Here is a 19561-nt window from a genome sequence, read left to right as displayed (position 1 = left end):
GGTGGTCGGGCTGGGGGTCACAACGTCCTCAGCCAGGCGGCGGCTTCGCGTGGGCCCGGGAGACGGATCACCTGCAGGGGGGCGAATCGGGCGTCGGTGGTGCGTTCGCGGATGAGAGTGCGGCGGGGGGCGTGCTGGGACCAGGCCGACCAGGCCGGGTGGTCGGCGGTGAGCCATTCTGACAGCTTCTCCCTGTTGCCGCCGTAGACGTCCTCGCGGAGCAGCGTTCTGCGCAGGGAGCGGCGCAGGACCCTCGGCATGACGACGCTCCGGCGGTAGTCCAGCCAGACCACCGTGTCGGCCCGCCGCCAGAGCAGGTCCCTGACCTCGGCCTGGCCGAACGAGTCGAGAACCCAGCCCGGCCCGGACGCGATCTCGGCGACCTTCGCCGCGAAGTCCCCCGCCACGGCCCACCCCGGCCCGGCGAAGTACAGCGAGTCCATCTCGTGGTACGGAATCTGGAGCCGCCCGGCCACCGACCGCGCCATGGTGGTCTTGCCCGCCCCGGTGGTGCCCACCACGAGAACCCGCCGCACGCGTGAAGGATAGGCGTACCGACCCGGCACACCGCCGGCGGCCTCGACCCCACGGCAGGCGGCACGCACTACCGGGTGGAGCACAGGCCGGTCGCCTGGGCGTCCTCGGGGAGGTCGCGCCGCTCGGCGGGGGTGAGTTCGCGGCGGCTCAGGATCGTGCAGAGGTGGTCTGTCCACTCGCTGGGGCGGGTCGACAGCGTGTACTCCCGCCAGGGGTCCACGCCGGGTGTCCCGGGGTGGCTCGTCGCGATGAGCTCGTCCGTGGTGGGACCGGCGAGCGGGGGGGACGCGTGCCAGGTGCCGCCGGTGCGGTCCAGGATCACGTGGGCGAGTCCGGCGTTGACGGCGGGGTGGCCGTGCCTGATCAGGACGCGGCGGCCCGAGTCGAGGAACCTGATGTCGCCCGCCCAGCCGATGCCCGTCTCCTCGGTGCTGAGGCCGGGCAGGAACTGGAGGACGGCGGTGGAGCGCGGTTCGCCGGCGGTGACGGTGTAGAGGTGCACCCGGTACCTGTCGTCGCAGACGACCAGGAGGCGGCCGTCCGGCGACAGGGCCAGATCGGTGAAGGTGTCGTGAGGGAAGACTATCGACCCCCTTCTGGCTCGGGTGCGCGTGTCCCAGACCTCGATCCGCTTTCCTGTGGTGTCGCCGACGGCGACCAGGGTGCCGTCGGCGGACGCCTTCAGGGCCCCGGGGCCGCCGAACCCGGTGACGGACGGGTCGAAGAACGGCGTGGCCTCCCTGCCGGGGGACGACATCAGCAGACGCTGATCGCGCCGGACCAGCAGATGGGTGCGATCCACCAGCGCCACCGGCAGGGCGAGCCGCTCGCTGTCGGGGTCGACCACTCCCGGCACCCCCGGCAGCGATCCCGCCCGCGTCAGACCGGGCATCCGGTATACCGCGGTCCGGAACTCGCCCGCGACGGCGAGCCAGCGGCCGTCAGGGCTGAACAGCAGTTCGACGGCCCCCGTCCCGCTCCCCGATCCCGGCGGGCGGCAGACGCCGTCCTTGATCCTGACGCGCCCCGTCCGCGCGCCGCCGTCGGCGTACGCGGTGACGACCCCGCCCGGACCGCACGTCACGTAGTGACCGCCGCCGGGGCTGCGCAGGGCGACGTCCACGGTGCCCGGGCGGTAGGGCAGCGGCCTGTCGCGTGATGACGTCACCAGCACGAGTTGGTCGTCGGCCGACACCACCAGGGGCCGGTCCCCGGCGGAGGCGGCGACCATGTCGCCGATGGTGCTGCCGGAGCGCGGGACGCCGCTCCACTCCCGCCGCCGGGACGGCGGACCGGCGAGCTCGGTGGCCGTCCAGCGGTTCATCGCCCAGCCGTCCAGGTCGAGGAACCAGCGGGCGGCGGAGTCGAGGCGGAACGGGGAGTAGCAGTCCGCCGCTGGCAACGCCGACGGCCTGCGTTCCCGGAACGGGAGTGTCGACTCGAACAGCCTCAGCCCACCGTCGGCCCCGGCGGTGGGGGCGCAGAAGAACAGGCGGTCACCGGCCGCCTCGACGCGCAGATCCGTGCCGACGGCCCGCGCCAGGGTCCGCCAACCGGGGGTTCCCGTGTCCGCGAGCCCGATCCTGACGACGTCGGTGAAGCCCGGGTCCTCCCCTGGCGGAGGGCCGAACTTGACGATCGCGGCCCGCGCCCCGGGCGTGACGCCGATCACCGTCAGGTAGCCCTTCTGCCCGCGTACCGGCAAGACGCGTTCCAGGTCACCGCGCGGGCTGTAGACCTCTACGGCCCCCGGGACCCTGTCGGCGTACTCACCGGTCAGGGACGCCGCCACCAGGCCGTGCTGGATCCGCACCGCGGAGACGCGCCGGCCCGGCGTGGCGGCGCGCACCGTGCGGACGGCCAGGGTGTCCACGTCGACGAACCACAGGCTGTCGCGCCCGCCCGCCACCAGCGTCGTGCCGTCCGGGCTGACGGCGACCGCGTCCACCTGCCGTCCGGGCAGGACGTCGACGGGGTCCGGCGACACCGCGCGGCGCCACAGGAACGCCCTGCCGAGCCCGGTGCCCACGGCGATGACGGCGCCGTCGTCGCTCGCCACGAGCCGGGCGATCGATCCGGCGTCGCGTGGCACGGCGTACACCCGGTCGGCCAGAGCGGTTCTGAAGTAGTCGCTGAAGAGGGCGGCGCCGATCTCCGGGTCGGCGGGGTCGGTGCGGTAGGCCGCGATGCCGTAGAGCAGGGCGGTGGCGTAGCCGGTCCGGCCGGCGACGGAGAGCTTCATGAGCCTGTCGGCGGCGCCCGGGCGGTCGTGGCCGGTGAGGTCGATGCCGAGCAGGGTCAGGCCGCCGATAAGTGCCGCGACCACCAGGGTCACGCCGGAACGTACCAACGGGGCGCGGCGGCGGTGGCGCAGGCTCCTGGCGATGTACCCGGTCTCCCGGGTGCTGAGCGCGGCGGGGCGCAGGGAGCGCCATCGCCGGGCCTCCTTCAGAGCCGGTCCGTACAGCAGGCCGCCGCGGGGGTGGCCGGCGCGTTCCCAGCGGGTCAGGTCGTGCTGGAAGCCGTCCTGCCAGGTGCGGAAGTCGCGGTCCTGTTCGGCCCAGTCGCGCAGGCGGGTCCAGTGGGTGATCAGGGCCTCGTGCGCCAGTTCCACGGTCTCGGCGCCGTCCGGGTCACGGCCGGTCACCAGGAGGCGGTCGTCGGCCAGGCGCCGGGCCAGGGCCCACCGCTCGTCGCCGAGGTCGGTGCGGCGGGCGATCCTGCGGGTGGAGGCGGTGTTCTCGCCGGGGCGGACGAGCTGGGAGAACAGGAGGCGTGCCGGTGAGTCGGGGGTGTCGGCGTGCGAGGTGAGGCGCTCGGTCCAGATCTGCTCCGCGTAGGTGGCGAGGGAGCCGCCCACGGCGCCGAGGCGGTCGTAGGCGTCGTGGGTGAGGCGGCCGTGGTCGCGGTGCTCCCACAGGCAGGTGAGAGTGAACTGCAGCAGCGGCAGGCGGCCCGGGGCGTCGCCGAGGTCGTCGAGGATGCGCTCGGCCAGGCCGGGTTCCACCGTGACCCCGGGAGGCAGCGGTGCGGTGATGGTGGAGGCCAGGGCGGGCCTTTCCATGGGGCTGATGATGCGCAGGGAGTCGTGGAACGCGTGGGCGAGGTTCTGGACGCGGGAGACGTGGTCGATGAAGTCCGCGCGGAGGGTGGCCAGCAGCCAGACATCGGGCGGGAGCGGCAGCAGCGCGTCGGCGATGAGGCGGCCCTGGCCGGTGTCCCCCTCGGTGAAGACCTCTTCCAGCTGGTCGGCGACGATGAGGAGCCGCCCGGCGTCCTGGACGGCCAGGACGCGCTCGGTGACCTGTGACAGGTGGCCCTTGCCGATGACCTCCGCGAGCTGGACGAGGCGGGCGAGGCGCTCGACCTCGCCGAGGCCCGGCTCCAGCAGCGGCAGCAGCGCGGCGGCCAGCGAGAGGATCGCGTCCCCACCCGGACGGAACACCGCGACCACGAGCCCCGGGGAGGCGCGTAGACGGGGGACGAGCCCCGCGAGGGCCAGGGAGGACTTGCCTGAGCCGGAGGCACCGGTGATGACCAGGAGGTGCCGCGAGCGCAGTTCGCGGGCCAGGTCGGCGGCCACCTCGTCGCGGCCGTGGAACAGGGCCTCGTCGGACTCGGTGAAGGGTCGCAGGCCGCGGTAGGGGCACGGCGGCTCGGTCGCGGCAAGCAGGTCCGGGCGGGAGGCCAGGAGCAGCGCGGCGGGGATGACGTAGGCGGTGCGCAGGTCCGGCGGGCCGGTGGCCACGACCATTCCCACGGCGACGGCGCGCTCCTCGTCCCAGGCGGGTCCGCCGCTGAAGCCGGGTTCGACGAAATGGCCGTGGCCGTGCGCGGCGTCCACCTGGATCCAGCCCGTCGCCTGTGTCCCCGCCAGCCTGCCGAACGCCCGGACCCCGTCGTCGTGGGCCGCGGGGAAGCCGAAGACCGTCACCGGCCGCCGGCCGGGGACCTCCGCGCCGTCCAGCGCGACGGGCCTGGCGCCGGGGGGCGGCGGGCCGGGGAGCAGGAGCCAGGCGATGTCGTCCGGGTGCCCGGGAGCAGGTGGCTCGTCGACCCGGGCGCGCAGGACCGTTCCCGGGGCGAGCAGCGGGAAGTCGACGTCGACTTCACCCTCGCGGGCCGCGCGACCGGCCACGTGGGCGCAGGTCACGGCGATCCGGTCCGCGACCAGGAAGGCCGCGCCGATCGGGACGCCATTTGTCCCGAAAATACGAATTATGGCGTCGTCCAGCCGTTTCGCGGACGACGTCACGTTCGCACCGGCGGATTTTCGGTCACCCATTTCCGCCGTACCAGAAATACGCCCTGCTTTTTGAACACGGGCCACAATGATGCCATTTTTCGCGGCCACCGGTCCCCCGTATCCGCGATTACGGACCGCCGCAGTCAGAGGTGGAAAAAACGGTCTTCAGCTGGGGTGGGGCGTGTATCAGCCGGCCACCGTTTTCCAATCGGTCGTCAATCGGCGGGGGACACGCTTGGCCGGACACCGCACAGCGAAAGGAGACGAGGGACGGATGGCTGAGCAGACGTTCACGGCGGAGATTCCCATGGAGAAGCAGGTTCCCACCGTGAAGGTGAAGGACTGGGCTTTTCAGGCGCGTACCGATCTCGCTTCGTACATCAAGACGCTCACGATCAGGGACGACGTCAAGCCGTACGCGGAGGCGCTGGAGAAGCACCTGCTGAGGCTGGAGAAGTCGATCACTGACGGGACCGACGAGGCCGTCGCGCGGGCCACGTTCATCGAGACGGTGACGAACACCGACTACGGCAACGCCTGGGCGTTCTACATCGACAGGAAGACCGCGGCGGACCTGGCCTTTCACGCGGCGGCGGCCAAGGTCGCGCTTCAGCAGCTCGTCAACAGCGCGCGTGACGCGGCCGTCCGGGTGAGCAAGCAGAACAGCGGGGGACCCGGGAGTGCCGTCGGCACGGTGATCGCCGGGCTGGCCGACGCGAGCACGGGGACCACCTACACCGGGACCAGCGGCAACTACGCCTATGTCACCCAGCACCCGCTCATGGCCCAGGTGCTCGCGGGTACGGCGCAGGCCGAGAAATGGCCGGTGACCGGCTGCGCCGAGGTGGACGCGATGAACACCTACCTGCTCACCACGAACTTCACCAAGCTGTCCGACATCCCGCGCGGCAAGCTGCACTTCCACGCCGAGACCTACAACTGGTCCAAGGGCACCTGGCAGGCCCGGGGCGCGTGCAGCAACTGCGACCAGTGGCTGAAGAAGATCGGAGCGGGCCGGATCTGAACGCCGGTACCTGCCGAACCGTCCGACGAAAACGAGGAGGAAACCAAATGGCCGAGCAGACGAGCACCACGAACAACCCCTTCGAGAAGCAGGTGCCCACCACCGGAGTCCAGGCGTGGGCTCTCAAGGCGCGCCAGGACCTCGCCAGGTACATCAAGCCGCTCACGATCAGGGACGACGTCAAACCGTACGCCGAGGCGGTGGAGAAGCAGCTGGTCGCCCTGGAGAGCGCCATCGGTGTCAAGAAGACGGACCAGTCGGTCGCACGCGCCGAGTTCATCACGTGGCTGCTTCGCAACGACTACGGCGGCTTCCAGTTCTACGTGGACTCGAAGGACAAGGAGATCCTGGAGGCGAACCGGCTGGCGGCCGAGGCGGCCGTCAACAAGATCATCGCCAGCGCCCGGGACGCGGCCGTGCAGTTGCGCAACCAGCACGGCGGCGGGAGCGGGGCCGCGGTGGGCACGGTCGTCTCCGGTCTCGCCGACGTGACGACGGGCAACACCTACACCGGCACCAGCGGCAACTTCGCGTACGTCACCCAGCACGCGGTCATGCTCACCCTGCTCGCGCAGACGACGCAGGTCGAGAACTGGCCGGTGACCGGCTGCGCCGAGGTGGACGCGATGAACAACTACCTCCATCACATGAACATCACCTCCGTGGCCGGCATCCCGCGCGGCAAGCTGTTCTTCCACGCCGAGACCTGGAACAGCAACAGCCGGAAGTGGCAGCCGCGCAGCGCGTGCAGCAACTGCGACCAGTGGATCGCGAAGATCGGCGCGGGACGCATCTGAGCCCGGGCGGACCGGCGGGCGAGGCGTGGGGAGCCGCCTCGCCCGCCACCCCGGCCGCCGCCGGGCACGTCGCGGGTGTCCTCATCCGGTCAGCGCGATGAGCCGGACGGGACGCGCAGCCCGTCGATGAGCAGAGCGACCATGCGCCGGTTGTACTCGGGTCCTTCGCCGGGTACGGGCATGCACAGGTTGGCGATGGCGGCCAGCCCTCGTTCGGTCCCCAGGAACTCGGTGTACTGGCGCAGCCACTCGGCGAGCGCCTCCCCCGGCTCGTGGACGGCGCCGAGCCGAGGCCCCGCCGCGGCGCAGGCGTCGATCCCGCTCTCCACCACCGCCTTGACCAGGTCTGAGCGCAGCGGGAAGTGCCGGTAGAGCGTCCCGACGCCGACTCCGGCCAGGTCGGCGATCTCCTTGGCGGGCGCGTCGACGCCGGATGTGTCGAAGACGGCCCTCGCGGCCTTGATCAGGGCGTCCACGTTGCGCTGAGCGTCCGCGCGCATGCGGCGGGGCGCCGCGACGACGTCGTCCTGACCACCAAGGTGAGCCGCCCGATGGGCGAGGACCCCAACCGGCAGGGCGCCTCCCGGCGCTGGATCATGACGGCGGTCGAGAACTCGCTGCGTCGCCTGCGGACCGACCACATCGACCTCTACCAGATCCACCGCGTCGACCCCGCGACCGACGTCGAGGAGACCCTCTCCGCGCTCGCGGACCTGATCCGCGGCGGAAAGGTCCGCGCCATCGGCTCCTCCACGACCCCGGCCTCCGACATCGTCGAGGCGCAGTGGGTCGCGGAGCGCCGGAATCTGGAACGCTTCCGCACCGAGCAGCCGCCCTACTCCATCCTCAACCGCGGCATCGAGCGCGAGGTCCTGCCCGTCACCCAGCGGTACGGCATGGGCGTCCTGGTGTGGGGGCCGCTCGCTCAGGGGCTGCTCACCGGCCGTGTCCGCAGGAACCAGGAGAACGGCCTGCGCCGTGCGGGCCTCGTCAAGCACCTCAACGACGAGCGCCGCATCGACGTCGTCGAGCGGCTCATTCCCGTCGCCGAGGAGGCGGGCATGCCGATGACCCACCTCGCCACGGCGTTCGCCATCGCCCACCCCGGCGTCACCAGCGCCATCATCGGGCCGCGCACGATGGACCACCTCGACGACCTCCTCGCCGGCCTCGACGTCGTCCTCGGCGACGACATCCTGGACCGGATCGACGAGATCGTCCCGCCGGCACCGATGTCGGCGGCCTCGACCAGGACTACACGCCCCCCGCCCTGGAGGCCGCGAGCCTGCGCCGCCGCCCCCTCATCGGCCGCGCGGCCGCCTGACGATCCGCGCGTCCCGGACACCGGCGGCACGCCGTAGCGACGGCTACGAGCGCCCGGGGCCGGGGGCGGAGGCGCGGAGGGTCTCGGCCAGGCGTCCGGCGGAGCGGTGGGTGGCGGTCACGGCGGCGGGGGCCGCGGGGGTCACCAGGCGGCCTGCGTACTTGACCGGCTCGCCGGCGACGAGCACCGTGTCGACGTTGCCGGGGTGTGCGGCGGTGACGACGGTCCCGACGGGGTCGTGGCGGGCGCCGGACAGGTTGACGACGCCGGTGCGGATCAGCAGCAGGTCGGCCTGTTTGCCGACGCGCAGGGAACCCACCTGGTCGTCCAGACCGAGGGCCACGGCGCCGTCCAGGGTGGCCATGCGCAGGACGTCGGACGTGGTGAGACGGGGAGCGGCCTCCCCCTCGCGGCCGGGCTCGCCGGAGGGCCGCCACGTCCGGTCGACCGGGTGTTCCAGCCGTGCGGTGAGCAGGGCGGCGCGCATGAGGGAGAACATGTCGCCGGGGGACGAGGTGACGACGTCGGCGCCGAGGGCGGTGGTGACCTTGGCCTCGCGCAGGCGGGTGATCATGGGCGGGCCGTGGCCCATCTGGGCCTCGACGGCGGGGGCGATGGAGACCGAGCCGCCGGAGCCGGCGATGAGGAGGAGCTCGTGGCCGGGGAGCGAGTTCCCGTGCACGTACAGGGTGCCGGGGGCCAGCAGGTCGTGGTCGCGCAGGGCGGCGACGGGGTGGTCGGCGAGCGGGCCGCTGGCGACGTGGACGGCGATGCGGAGGCCGAGCTCCCTGGCGAGGAGCCAGTCCTCGCGCACGGTGTCCATCGGGCTGTACGACGGGCCGCGCGGCGCGAGGACCATGCGGAGCAGGGACCCGTCGCCGGGGAAGTGCTCGGCGCGGACGCGGCGCACCTCGGCGGGGTCGCGGACGGCGGGACGGCCGCCGCCGGGGCCGAACAGGGGGTAGCCGTAGCCGAACACGGCGCGGACGCCCGCCTCCCGCAGCGCCGACAACGCCGCCTCGGTGTGGCCGGGGCTCCGCTGGATGTCGGAGTAGTCCTGCACGGTGGTGATGCCGCCGTCCAGGCACTCCAGCGCGCCGGCCAGGGTGGCGGCGTGCACGTCCTCGGGGGTGAGGCGCCGGGCCAGGCGGCGCTGGACCAGGGAGACGTAGTCCATCAGGCCGGCGTCGGGGGCGATGCCGCGCAGCACGGTCTGCCACAGGTGCCGGTGGGCGTCCACGAAGCCGGGCAGCACGATGTGGCCGGAGCAGTCGAGCACGGTGGCGCCGGCGGACGGCAGGCCGGGTCCCACGGCGGCGATGCGGCCGTCCTCGATCAGCACGTCGACGGCGTGCCGGGCGTGCGGCTCGGGCTCGGTGTCGATGACGGTGCCGTCGCGCAGCAGGAGGCGGTCGGCGGGCATGGCGCTCCCCCGGTGTCGGGACGTGGGGCTACGCAGAGCAAGGTACCCCGGGTGCCCTCACCGCCCGCGGGACACGCCGTGCGGCTCGGCCCGCTCAGGGGCTTTAGATGGCGCAAAGGTCGCCATTAGGGCGGCCGGGGATGGTCGGGGACAGAGAAACGGATCCCATGGTCCCGAGGCGGCGGTCCACTGGTCGGTGCACAGGACGAATCACGCGTCGCCCTCAATGAAGGAGAGCCCGGCGCGCGATGGTAACCGAGCCCAACTCCGCTGTTCCCCATGGACGGACCTCTCCCGGCGAGGGCGTGTGGGCCGCGCCCGCCGAGGACGGTGACACACGGGTCGCCGTCGTCGGTGTCGCGTGCCGGCTGCCCAAGGCCCCGGACCCGGGGGCGTTCTGGCGCAACCTGCGTGACGGGGTGGACGCGATCACCGAGGTGCCCGCCGGACGGTGGGACGGGGACGCGTTCCACGACCCGGATCCGGCGGCGCTCGGCAAGGCCGTGGCCCGGCACGGCGGGTTCGTGGACGGGGTCGAGCTTTTCGACGCGGGCTTCTTCGGGATCGCGCCGCGCGAGGCCGAGGCGATGGACCCGCAGCAGAGGCTCATGCTGGAACTGAGCTGGGAGGCGCTGGAGCACGCCCGCATCGTGCCGGCGAGCCTCGCGGGGAGCCGCACGGCGGTGTTCGTGGGTGCCATCAGGGACGACTACGCGCTGCTGCTCGACCGGCACGGCGCCGAGGCCATCACCCAGCACACCGTCACCGGCACCAACCGGGGCATCATCGCCAACCGCGTGTCGTACACCCTCGGGCTGCGCGGGCCGAGCGTCACCGTGGACACCGCGCAGTCGTCCTCGCTGGTGGCCGTGCACCTGGCCTGCGCGAGCCTGCACGACGGAGAGGCGGACGTCGCCATCGCGGGCGGGGTGCACCTCAACCTGGTGCCCGAGGGCGTGGTTGGCGCGGCGAAGTTCGGCGGGCTGTCGCCCGACGGGCGGTGCCACACCTTCGACGCGCGGGCCAACGGGTACGTGCGGGGTGAGGGCGGCGCGGCCGTCGTGCTCAAGCCACTGCGCCGGGCCCTCGCCGACGGCGACCCGATCCTGTGCGTCATCCACGGCAGCGCGGTCAACAACGACGGCGCCACCGAAGGGCTGACCGTGCCGAACCCGTCCGCGCAGCGGGAGGTGGTGCGGCTGGCGTGGGCACGCGCCGGGGTGCGGCCGGACGACGTCCAGTACGTGGAGCTGCACGGCACCGGCACCCGCCGCGGCGACCCCGTCGAGGCCGCCGCCCTCGGCGCCGCCCTCACCTCACCGCCCGGCGTTGAGGCCACCGCGCCCGCCTCGCGCCAGGGGCCGCTGATGGTCGGGTCGGCCAAGACGAACGTCGGGCATCTGGAGGGCGCGGCCGGGATCGTCGGCCTTCTCAAGGTGGCGCTCAGTGTCAGGAACCGTGAGCTGCCGCCCAGCCTGCACTTCGAGACCCCGAACCCCGACATCCCGCTCGGTGAGCTGAACCTCGCCGTACAGCGCTCCCTCGGCCTGTGGCCCGCCCCGGACCGCCCGCTGGTCGCGGGCGTGAGCTCGTTCGGCATGGGCGGGACCAACTGCCACGTGGTGGTCTCCGACTGGCCGGAGCCGGAGCCGGAGGTGCCGCTGCACAGTTTCGGCTGGAGCGACACGTCGGTGCGCGAGCATGCCCGTGCTGCCACCCCAACAACGCATGACATATCCGAAATGTCGGATGGCTCAATCTCCACAAACGGATTCACCCCTCAGGACACGACCGTTTCCCACGACGTGGCGCCGCCGGGCGGCGGGGTTGCGGTGCCGGGTGATGAGGTTGCGGTGGCGGGTGATGACGTCGTGGTGCCGTTGGTGGTGTCGGGGCGGAGTTCGGCTGGGGTGCGGGGGCAGGGTGGGCGGTTGCGGGAGTGGCTTGCTCGGCGGGGTGGGGTGGGGGTTCGGGAGGTGGGGTTCTCGCTGGCGGTGACGCGGTCGGTGTTCGAGCATCGGGCCGTCGTGCTGGCGCGGGACGCCGAGGAGGCGCGGCGGGGGCTGGACGCGCTGGCGGACGGCCGGGAGGCGGCCGAGGTCGTGGTGGGGCGGGTCTCCGCGGGACGGACGGCGTTCATGTTCCCGGGGCAGGGGAGCCAGCGGGCCGGGATGGGGCGGGGGGCGTACGAGGCGTTCCCGGTGTTCGCGGCGGCGTTCGACGAGGTCTGCGCGGAGCTGGACAGGTGGCTGGGACGGCCGCTGCGTGAGGTCGTGTTCGCGGCGGAGGGGTCGCGGGAGGCGGCGCCGCTCGACCGCACCGAGTACACCCAGCCGGCGCTGTTCGCCGTGGAGGTGGCGCTGTTCCGGCTGCTGGAGCACTGGGGGCTGCGGCCCGGCCTCCTGATCGGCCACTCGGTGGGCGAGATCGCCGCCGCCCATGTGGCCGGGGTGCTGTCCCTGGCGGACGCGGCGCGGCTGGCCGCGGTGCGGGGACGGCTCATGCAGGGACTCCCCGGCGGCGGCGCGATGGTCTCGGTCGAGGCCGGCGCCGAGGAGGTGCTGCCGCTGCTGGAAGGACGCGACGGGCGGGCGGGGATCGCGGCGGTGAACGGGCCCCGGGCGACCGTGGTGTCCGGGGACGAGGACGCCGTCCTGGAGGTCGCCGAGGCGTTTCGCGCGCGGGGCCGCAAGGCCTCCCGGCTGCGCACCAGCCACGCGTTCCACTCGCCGCGCATGGACCCGATGCTGGAGGAGTTCCGCGCGGCCGTCCGGGCCATGTCGTTCGCCCCGCCCGTGGTCCCGGTCGTGTCGAACCTCACCGGCGAGCCCGTCACCGCCGGGACGCTGTGCGACCCCGAGTACTGGGTGCGGCACGCGCGCGAGCCCGTGCGGTTCATGGACGGCGTTCGCGCGCTGCGCTCCGAGGGCGTGACCACCTTCCTGGAGCTCGGCCCGGGGGCCGTGCTCACCGCCCTGGCGGGCGACTGCCTGCCGGACAGGCCCGAGGGCACGGCGCTGATCCCCGTCCTGCGGCCGGGCACCCCCGAGCCCCGCGCGCTCACCGTCGCCGCGGCCCGCGCGTTCACCCGGGGCGCGCCGGTCGACTGGCGCGTCCTCACCGGCGGCCCCGGCGTCGAGCCGGTCGACCTGCCCACCTACGCCTTCCAGCGCGAGCGCCACTGGCCGGACACGACGGCCCGCCGCGCCCGGCCCACCGGCGACCGGGCACCGGGCCAGGACGGCGGCACGCGAGCCCCGTCCGGGACGGACGCGGACGCCCGGATACGGCTGGACCTGCGCGGGCTGAGCGAGGGCGAGCAGGAGCGGGAGGCGCTCGAACTGGTGCGGACCAGTGTGGCGCTGGTGCTAGGGCACGTGACGTCCGGGGCGGTGGACACCGAGCGGCCGTTCAAGGACCTCGGGTTCGACTCGCTGACCCTGGTGGAGCTGCGCGACCGGCTGAACGCCGCGACGGGCCTGCGGCTGCCCGCCGCCGCGCCGTACAGCCACCCCAGCCCGGCGGCGCTGGCCCGCCACGTGCGCGAGGAACTGCTCGGGACGGCACACGCGGAGGCCGCGGCGGCGCCCGCCGCCGACGGGGAGCCCATCGCGATCGTGGGGATGAGCTGCCGCTACCCGGGCGGGGTGAACTCGCCGGACGACCTGTGGCGGCTCGTCCTCGCCGGCGGGGACGCCATCGGGGCGTTCCCGGGGAACCGCGGCTGGGACCTCGCGGCGCTGTACGACCCCGACCCCGGCAAACCCGGCACGTCCTACACCCGCGAGGGCGGGTTCCTCTACGACGCCGACCGGTTCGACGCGGACTTCTTCGGCGTCAACCCGCGTGAGGCCGCGGCCATGGACCCCCAGCAGCGGCTGCTGCTGGAGACGGCCTGGGAGGCGCTGGAGCACGCCGGCATCGCGCCGGACTCGCTGCGGGGACGGCAGGCCGGGGTGTTCGCCGGGCTCACCGCGCAGGACTACGGCCCGCGGCTGCACGAACCGGCGGGCGGCTCGGACGGCTACCTGCTGACCGGCGGCACCACCAGCGTCGCGTCGGGCCGGGTGGCGTACACGCTCGGGCTGGAGGGCCCGGCGGTGACCGTCGACACGGCGTGCTCGTCGTCGCTGGTGGCGCTGCACCTGGCGGCGAACGCCCTGCGGCAGGGCGAGTGCGCGCTGGCCCTCGCGGGCGGCGCCACCGTGATGGCCTCGCCCGGCATGTTCGTGGAGTTCAGCAGGCAGCGCGGGCTGGCGCCCGACGGCCGGTGCAAGCCGTTCGCCGCGGCGGCCGACGGCACGGCGTGGTCCGAGGGCGTCGGCATGGTGGTGCTGGAACGGCTGTCGGACGCCCTGCGCGAGGGGCACACCGTGCTGGCCGTGCTGCGCGGCTCGGCGATCAACCAGGACGGCGCCAGCAACGGCCTCACCGCCCCCAACGGCGCCGCGCAGGAGCGCGTGATCCGGCAGGCCCTCGCCGTGGCCGGGACCGCCGCGCGGGACGTGGACGCGGTGGAGGCGCACGGCACGGGCACCACCCTCGGCGACCCCATCGAGGCCGAGGCGATCCTGGCGACGTACGGGCGGGGCCGCCCTGCGGACCGGCCGGTGTGGCTCGGGTCGCTGAAGTCGAACGTCGGGCACGCGCAGGCGGCGGCCGGGGTCGGCGGCGTCATCAAGATGGTCATGGCGCTGCGCGAGGGCCTGCTGCCGAGGACGCTGCACGTGGACCGGCCGACGCCGCACGTCGACTGGAGCTCGGGCGGCGTCGCGCTGCTCACCGAGACGACTCCGTGGCCCGCGAACGGCCGTCCGAGGCGGGCCGCGGTCTCGTCCTTCGGGATCAGCGGCACCAACGCGCACGTCATCCTCGAAGAGGCCCCCCGGGTGGACACCGCCGGGGATGAGGGCCGCGACCGGACCGGGCCCTGTGCGGTGGCCTGGCCGATCTCGGCCCCCCACCCGGCCGGCCTGCGGGCCCAGGCCGGCCGGGTGCGCGGGCATCTCGCCGAGCGGCCGGACCTCGACCCGCGCGACGTGGGCTTCTCCCTGGCCAAGGGCCGCTCGGCGTTCGGGCACCGCGCCGTGGTGATCGGGGACGGCCTCGCGGAACTCACCGCCGGGCTGGCCGCGGTCGCGGGCGCGGAGGCGGCGGCGGACGTGGTGACCGGCGCGCCCGGCGGGGCGGACGGGGTGGCGTTCCTGTTCACCGGGCAGGGCAGCCAGCGGCCGAGGATGGGGCAGGAGCTGTACGAGACGTTCCCGGTGTTCGCGGCGGCGTTCGACGAGGTGTGCGGGCATCTGGACCCGCTGCTGGACCGGCCGCTGCGGGACGTCGTGTTCGCGGCCGGGGGCGCCGCGCCGCTGGACCGGACGATGTTCACCCAGGCGGGCCTGTTCGCGCTGGAGGTGGCGCTGTTCCGGCTGGCGGAGCACTGCGGGCTGCGGCCCGGCCATCTGATCGGGCACTCCATCGGGGAGCTGGCCGCCGCGCACGTCGCCGGGGTGTTCGGCCTGCCGGACGCCTGCGCGCTGGTCGCGGCCCGGGGGCGGCTGATGGGCCGCACCTCCGCGGACGGGGCCATGGTCGCCGTACAGGCGCCGGAGGAGCGGGTCTCCCTGGCGCTCGCCGGGCTGGATGACCGGGTCGCCGTCGCGGGGGTCAACGGGCCCGCGTCCACCGTGATCTCCGGGGACGCGCGGGTCGTGGAGCGGATCGCCGGGGAGCTGGCGGCCGAGGGGTTCCGGACGCGGCGGCTGCGGGTCGCGCACGCGTTCCACTCGCCGCACATGGAACCGATCCTCGCGGAGTTCCGCGCGGTCGCCGCCGGGCTGGCCTACGCCGAGCCGCGCATCCCCGTCGTGTCCAACGTGACCGGGGACCTCGCCGGGCCCGGGCTGCTCACCTCCCCGGACTACTGGGTGCGGCAGATCCGGGAACCCGTCCGGTTCCTTCCCGGCGTGCGGCGCCTGCGTGACACCGGGACCGGCGTCTACGTGGAGCTCGGACCCGACGGCACGCTCACGGCGATGGCCCGCGCGTGCCTCACCGACGACCCGCCGGAGCCCGCGGCGGCCGGCTCCGGCGGGGCCTCCGCGACGGCGGGCGAACCCACCCTCGTGGCGACGCTGCGGGCGGGGCGGCCCGAGGGGCGGACGGTGCTCGCCGCGCTGGCGCACGCGTACACGCGGGGGGCCTCGGTCGACTGGGCGCGGCTCGTGCCCGGGGCGCGGCGAGTGGAACTGCCCACGTACCCGTTCCAGCGGCGGCGGCACTGGCTGGACGCCGGGAGCGGGGAAGGATCGCGCGGCACCGGTCATCCTCTGGCCGGCGGGGCGGTGAGCCTGGCCGACGGCGACGGGCTGCTGCTCACCGGGCGGCTGTCCACGGCGGCCCAGCCGTGGCTGGCCGACCACGCCGTGCTCGGCGCCGTGGTCCTGCCCGGGACCGCGTTCGTGGAGCTGGCCGTGCACGCCGGGGACCAGGTGGGGTGCCCGCACCTGTCCGAGCTGATCCTGGAGTCGCCGCTGTTCCTGCCCGAGGACGGCGTGGCGCACGTCCAGGTGACGGTGGGGGGTGCCGGCTCCGGGCGACGGCCGGTCTCCGTCCACTCCCGCCTCGGTGAGGGGGACTGGACGCGGCACGCGACCGGTGTCCTCACCGCCGGCCCGTCGGCGGTGCCCGCCGAGATGGGTGTGTGGCCGCCCGCCGGGGGCGTGCCGGTCGAGCCGGAGGGGTTCTACGGGCGGCTGGCGGAGCTCGGGTACGCGTACGGCCCGGCGTTCCAGGGGGTCACGGCGGCCTGGCGGGCCGGCGAGGACCGGTACGCGGAGGTGACGCTCGCCGACGAGCAGCGTGACCTGGTCGCGCGGTTCGGGGTGCATCCCGCGCTGCTGGACGGCGCCCTGCACGCGCTCGTGCTGGAGGAGGGTGCCGACGGCCTGGTGCGGCTGCCGTTCACCTGGAGCGGCGTCACGCTGCACGGCACGGGCGCCACGACCCTGCGTGTCCGCCTCTCCCCCACCGGCCCCGGCACCTGGACGCTGCTCGCCACCGACCCGGCGGGGACCCCCGTCCTGTCCGCCGAGACCCTTCACCTCCAGCCGGTCCCGCCCGGCGGCATCGCGGGCCCGCGCCAGGACACCCTGTACGCCGTGGAGTGGACGCCGGCCCCGCCGGAGCCCGCCTTCACCGGCCGCCGCGCCGTCCTCGGCTCACCCGCGCTCGCCTCGTCCCTGGACGCCGAGGCGTATCCCGGCCTGGCCGCGCTCGGCGCGGCCGTCACCGCCGGTGCCCCGCTCCCCGACGTGGTGGTGGCATGCCTGCCGCCGGAACTCGGCGACGACGGCGCCGACGGCACGGTCGCGCGTGCGTACGCGGCCACGCACCAGGGCTTGGCGCTGCTGCGGGACTGGCTGGCGGACGAGCGGTTCGAGGCCGCGCTGCTGGTCGTGCTGACGCGCGGCGCGGTGGCGGCCACGTCCGGCGACGGTGTGCCGAACCTCGGCGAGGCACCCCTCTGGGGGCTGGTCCGCACGGCGCAGTCCGAGCATCCGGGGCGTTTCCGGGTGATCGACGTGGACGGGCCGGACGCTCCTCTCGCGTCCGTCCTCGGCTCGGACGAGCCGCAGCTCGCGCTCCGGGCCGGGCGCCCGCTCGCCCCCCGGCTGACCCGCGTGCCACCCGCGCGGAACACCCCGGACGGACCCACCCCCACGGACCCCGGCGACGGCCGGGCGTCCGCCACCGACCCCGCCCTCGCCGGCGTGGCTCCCGGGGAGAGCGGGTTCGCGCAGGAACCCGCTCCCGCCCGCACGGCCTCCGGCGAGGGCGGCTCCACCGTCCGGCATCGGCCGCGCACCGCCGCCCCGGACCGATCCGGTACCGGCGGGCTCGGGCTGAAGCCCGGCGGCACCGTGCTGATCACCGGCGGCACGGGGGTGCTCGGGGCGCTGCTGGCGCGGCATCTCGTCGTGCGGCACGGCGTGCGGCACCTGCTGCTGACCGGGCGGCAGGGGCCGGACGCGCCGGGAGCCGGGGAGTTGCGCGACGAGCTCACCGGGCTCGGGGCGCGGGTCACCGTCGCGGCCTGTGACGTCGCCGACGCGGACGCGCTGGACCGGCTGCTGGCGTCGGTGCCGGACGAGCATCCGCTCACCGGGGTCGTGCACGCGGCCGGGGTGCTGGCGGACGGCACCGTCGAGAACCTCACCGCCGACCAGGTCGACCGGGTGCTGCGGCCCAAGGTCACCGCGGCGTGGAACCTGCACACCCGGGCCGGGGACGTGGACGCCTTCGTGCTGTTCTCCTCGATCACCGCGACGCTCGGCACCGCCGGCCAGGGCAACTACGCCGCCGCCAACGCCTTCCTCGACGGCCTCGCCGAGCACCGCCGGGCCAGGAACCTGCCCGCGGTGAGCCTCGGCTGGAGCCTGTGGGCGCAGACCGGCGGCATCGGGGGCGGCCTCACCGAGACCGACCGGGCGCGCTGGGCACGCGGCGGCGTGACAGCGCTGACCGCCGACACCGGCCTCGCCATGTTCGACACCGCGCTCGGCACCGGCCGCGCCACCGCCGTCCCGGCCCGGCTGGACCCGGCCGCGCTGCGGTCCGGCGGGGGCCCGGTCCCGGCCGTGCTGCGCGACCTGGTGCCCGCCCTCCCGGCCCGGCGCGCGGCGGTCGCGGCGGGCGACGGGCGGCGTCCGTGGGCGGAGCGGATGGCCGCGCTGCCGCCGGAGGACCGCCGGGCCGCGGTGGAGGACCTCGTCCGCATGATCGTGACCACCGTGCTCGGGCACGGCGCCTCCGGGGCGGTGGACCCGGCGCGGGCGTTCAGGGACATCGGCTTCGACTCCCTCACCGGCATCGAGCTGCGCAATCAGGTCAACACGGCCACCGGCCTGCGGCTGCCCACCACCGCCGTGTTCGACCACCCCTCCCCCGCCGCGCTGGCGGCGTACCTGCTCACCCAGGTGTCCGGGGCCGCCGGGCCCGCCCCCGTGGCGGCGGTCGCGACGGCCGCGGCGGACGAGCCCGTCGCGATCGTCTCCATGGCGTGCCGCTACCCCGGCGGGGTGCTCACCCCCGAGGACCTGTGGGACCTGGTGGACACCGGCACCGACGCGATCAGCGGCTTCCCGGTCAACCGCGGCTGGGACCTGGACACGCTGTACGACCCCGACCCCGAGCACTTCGGCACCACCTACGCCCAGGGCGGCGGCTTCCTGCACGACGCCGACCGTTTCGACCCGGCGTTCTTCGGCATCTCCCCCCGCGAGGCCACCGCCACCGACCCGCAGCAGCGCCTGCTGCTGGAGGTCGCCTGGGAGACCCTGGAGCGCGCCGGCATCGACCCCGCCACCCTGCGCGGCAGCGGCACCGGCGTCTTCGCCGGCGTGATGTACCACGACTACGGCTCCCGCCTCCCGAAGACCCCCGACGGCTTCGAAGGCTTCCTGCTGACCGGCAACACCGGCAGCGTCGCCACCGGCCGGGTCTCCTTCACCTTCGGCTTCCACGGCCCCGCCGTCACCGTGGACACCGCCTGCTCGTCCTCCCTGGTGGCCGTCCACCTGGCGGCCCAGGCTCTCCGCAACGGCGAATGCGACCTGGCCCTGGCAGGCGGCGTCACCGTCATGTCCACCCCCAACACCTTCATCGAGTTCAGCCGCCAGCGCGGCCTGGCCCCCGACGGCCGCTGCAAATCCTTCGCCGCCGGAGCCGACGGCACCGCCTGGGGCGAAGGCGCCGGCCTCATCCTCCTGGAACGCCTCAGCGACGCCGAGCGCAACGGCCACCAAATCCTCGCCATCGTCAAAGGCTCAGCCGTCAACCAAGACGGCGCCAGCAACGGCCTCACCGCCCCCAACGGCCCCGCCCAGGAACGCGTCATAACCCAGGCCCTGGCCAACGCCGGCCTGACCCCCGCCGACATCGACGCCGTAGAGGCCCACGGCACCGGCACCACATTGGGCGACCCCATAGAAGCCCAAGCCCTCCAAGCCACCTACGGCCAGTCCCGCCCCCCCGGCCATCCCCTATGGCTCGGCTCCATCAAATCCAACATCGGCCACACCCAAGCCGCCGCAGGCATAGCCGCCATAATCAAAATGATCAAGGCGATGCACCACGAACGCCTCCCCCGCACCCTCCACATAGACGAACCAACCCCCCACGTCGACTGGACCCCCGGCACCCTGGCCCTCCT

The 19561-nt window shown here is 74.4% G+C and carries 8 protein-coding genes; 4 read left to right on the top strand and 4 right to left on the bottom strand.

What is annotated here, in order from left to right:
• Positions 1-17: 17 nt before the first annotated feature.
• Positions 18-536: an AAA family ATPase gene (locus ACFP1K_RS24455; protein WP_380757267.1), complete on the bottom strand. Its 519-nt coding sequence runs from the start codon at positions 534-536 to the stop codon at positions 18-20.
• 68 nt (positions 537-604) lie between these two features.
• Complete coding sequence (locus ACFP1K_RS24450; RefSeq protein WP_380757265.1) at positions 605-4792, bottom strand: nSTAND1 domain-containing NTPase; 4188 nt, start codon at positions 4790-4792, stop codon at positions 605-607.
• Positions 4793-5057: 265 nt separating this feature from the next.
• Here ACFP1K_RS24450 and ACFP1K_RS24445 point away from each other — a divergent pair, with 265 nt between their 5' ends.
• Positions 5058-5807: a hypothetical protein gene (locus ACFP1K_RS24445; protein ID WP_380757264.1), complete on the top strand. Its 750-nt coding sequence runs from the start codon at positions 5058-5060 to the stop codon at positions 5805-5807.
• Positions 5808-5854: 47 nt separating this feature from the next.
• The gene (locus ACFP1K_RS24440) at positions 5855-6604 is read left to right on the top strand and encodes a hypothetical protein (RefSeq protein ID WP_380757262.1); all 750 of its coding nucleotides are present in this window, start codon (positions 5855-5857) and stop codon (positions 6602-6604) included.
• Between the two features lie 89 nt (positions 6605-6693).
• Here ACFP1K_RS24440 and ACFP1K_RS24435 read toward each other — a convergent pair whose 3' ends face one another.
• Positions 6694-7104: a TetR/AcrR family transcriptional regulator gene (locus ACFP1K_RS24435; RefSeq protein ID WP_380757261.1), complete on the bottom strand. Its 411-nt coding sequence runs from the start codon at positions 7102-7104 to the stop codon at positions 6694-6696.
• Positions 7105-7155: 51 nt separating this feature from the next.
• On the opposite strand from ACFP1K_RS24435, the gene ACFP1K_RS24430 reads away from it, so the two are divergent.
• Positions 7156-7965, top strand: coding sequence for an aldo/keto reductase (locus ACFP1K_RS24430; protein ID WP_380757259.1), 810 nt, complete (start codon positions 7156-7158; stop codon positions 7963-7965).
• 6 nt (positions 7966-7971) lie between these two features.
• On the opposite strand, the gene ACFP1K_RS24425 is transcribed toward ACFP1K_RS24430, so the two are convergent.
• A complete protein-coding gene (locus ACFP1K_RS24425; protein WP_380757257.1) occupies positions 7972-9351 on the bottom strand; it encodes an amidohydrolase family protein in 1380 nt (459 codons plus the stop codon).
• A gap of 248 nt (positions 9352-9599) precedes the next feature.
• Between ACFP1K_RS24425 and ACFP1K_RS24420 the strand changes: the two genes are divergently transcribed.
• Positions 9600-19561: SDR family NAD(P)-dependent oxidoreductase (locus ACFP1K_RS24420; RefSeq protein ID WP_380757255.1), on the top strand; the 9962-nt coding region annotated here is incomplete at its 3' end.

This window comes from Sphaerisporangium aureirubrum (assembly GCF_042658925.1).
Classification (GTDB): Bacteria; Actinomycetota; Actinomycetes; order Streptosporangiales; family Streptosporangiaceae; genus Sphaerisporangium; species Sphaerisporangium aureirubrum.
This window is presented reverse-complemented; position numbering and strand designations above follow the sequence as displayed.

What these genes read in the sequence shown, in the direction of transcription:
- ACFP1K_RS24445 (WP_380757264.1), top strand. Translation starts at nt 5,058, where the DNA reads ATGGCTGAGCAGACGTTCACGGCGGAGATTCCCATGGAGAAGCAGGTT.
- ACFP1K_RS24440 (WP_380757262.1), top strand. Translation starts at nt 5,855, where the DNA reads ATGGCCGAGCAGACGAGCACCACGAACAACCCCTTCGAGAAGCAGGTG.
- ACFP1K_RS24435 (WP_380757261.1), bottom strand. Translation starts at nt 7,104, where the DNA reads ATGCGCGCGGACGCTCAGCGCAACGTGGACGCCCTGATCAAGGCCGCG.
- ACFP1K_RS24430 (WP_380757259.1), top strand. Translation starts at nt 7,156, where the DNA reads ATGGGCGAGGACCCCAACCGGCAGGGCGCCTCCCGGCGCTGGATCATG.
- ACFP1K_RS24425 (WP_380757257.1), bottom strand. Translation starts at nt 9,351, where the DNA reads ATGCCCGCCGACCGCCTCCTGCTGCGCGACGGCACCGTCATCGACACC.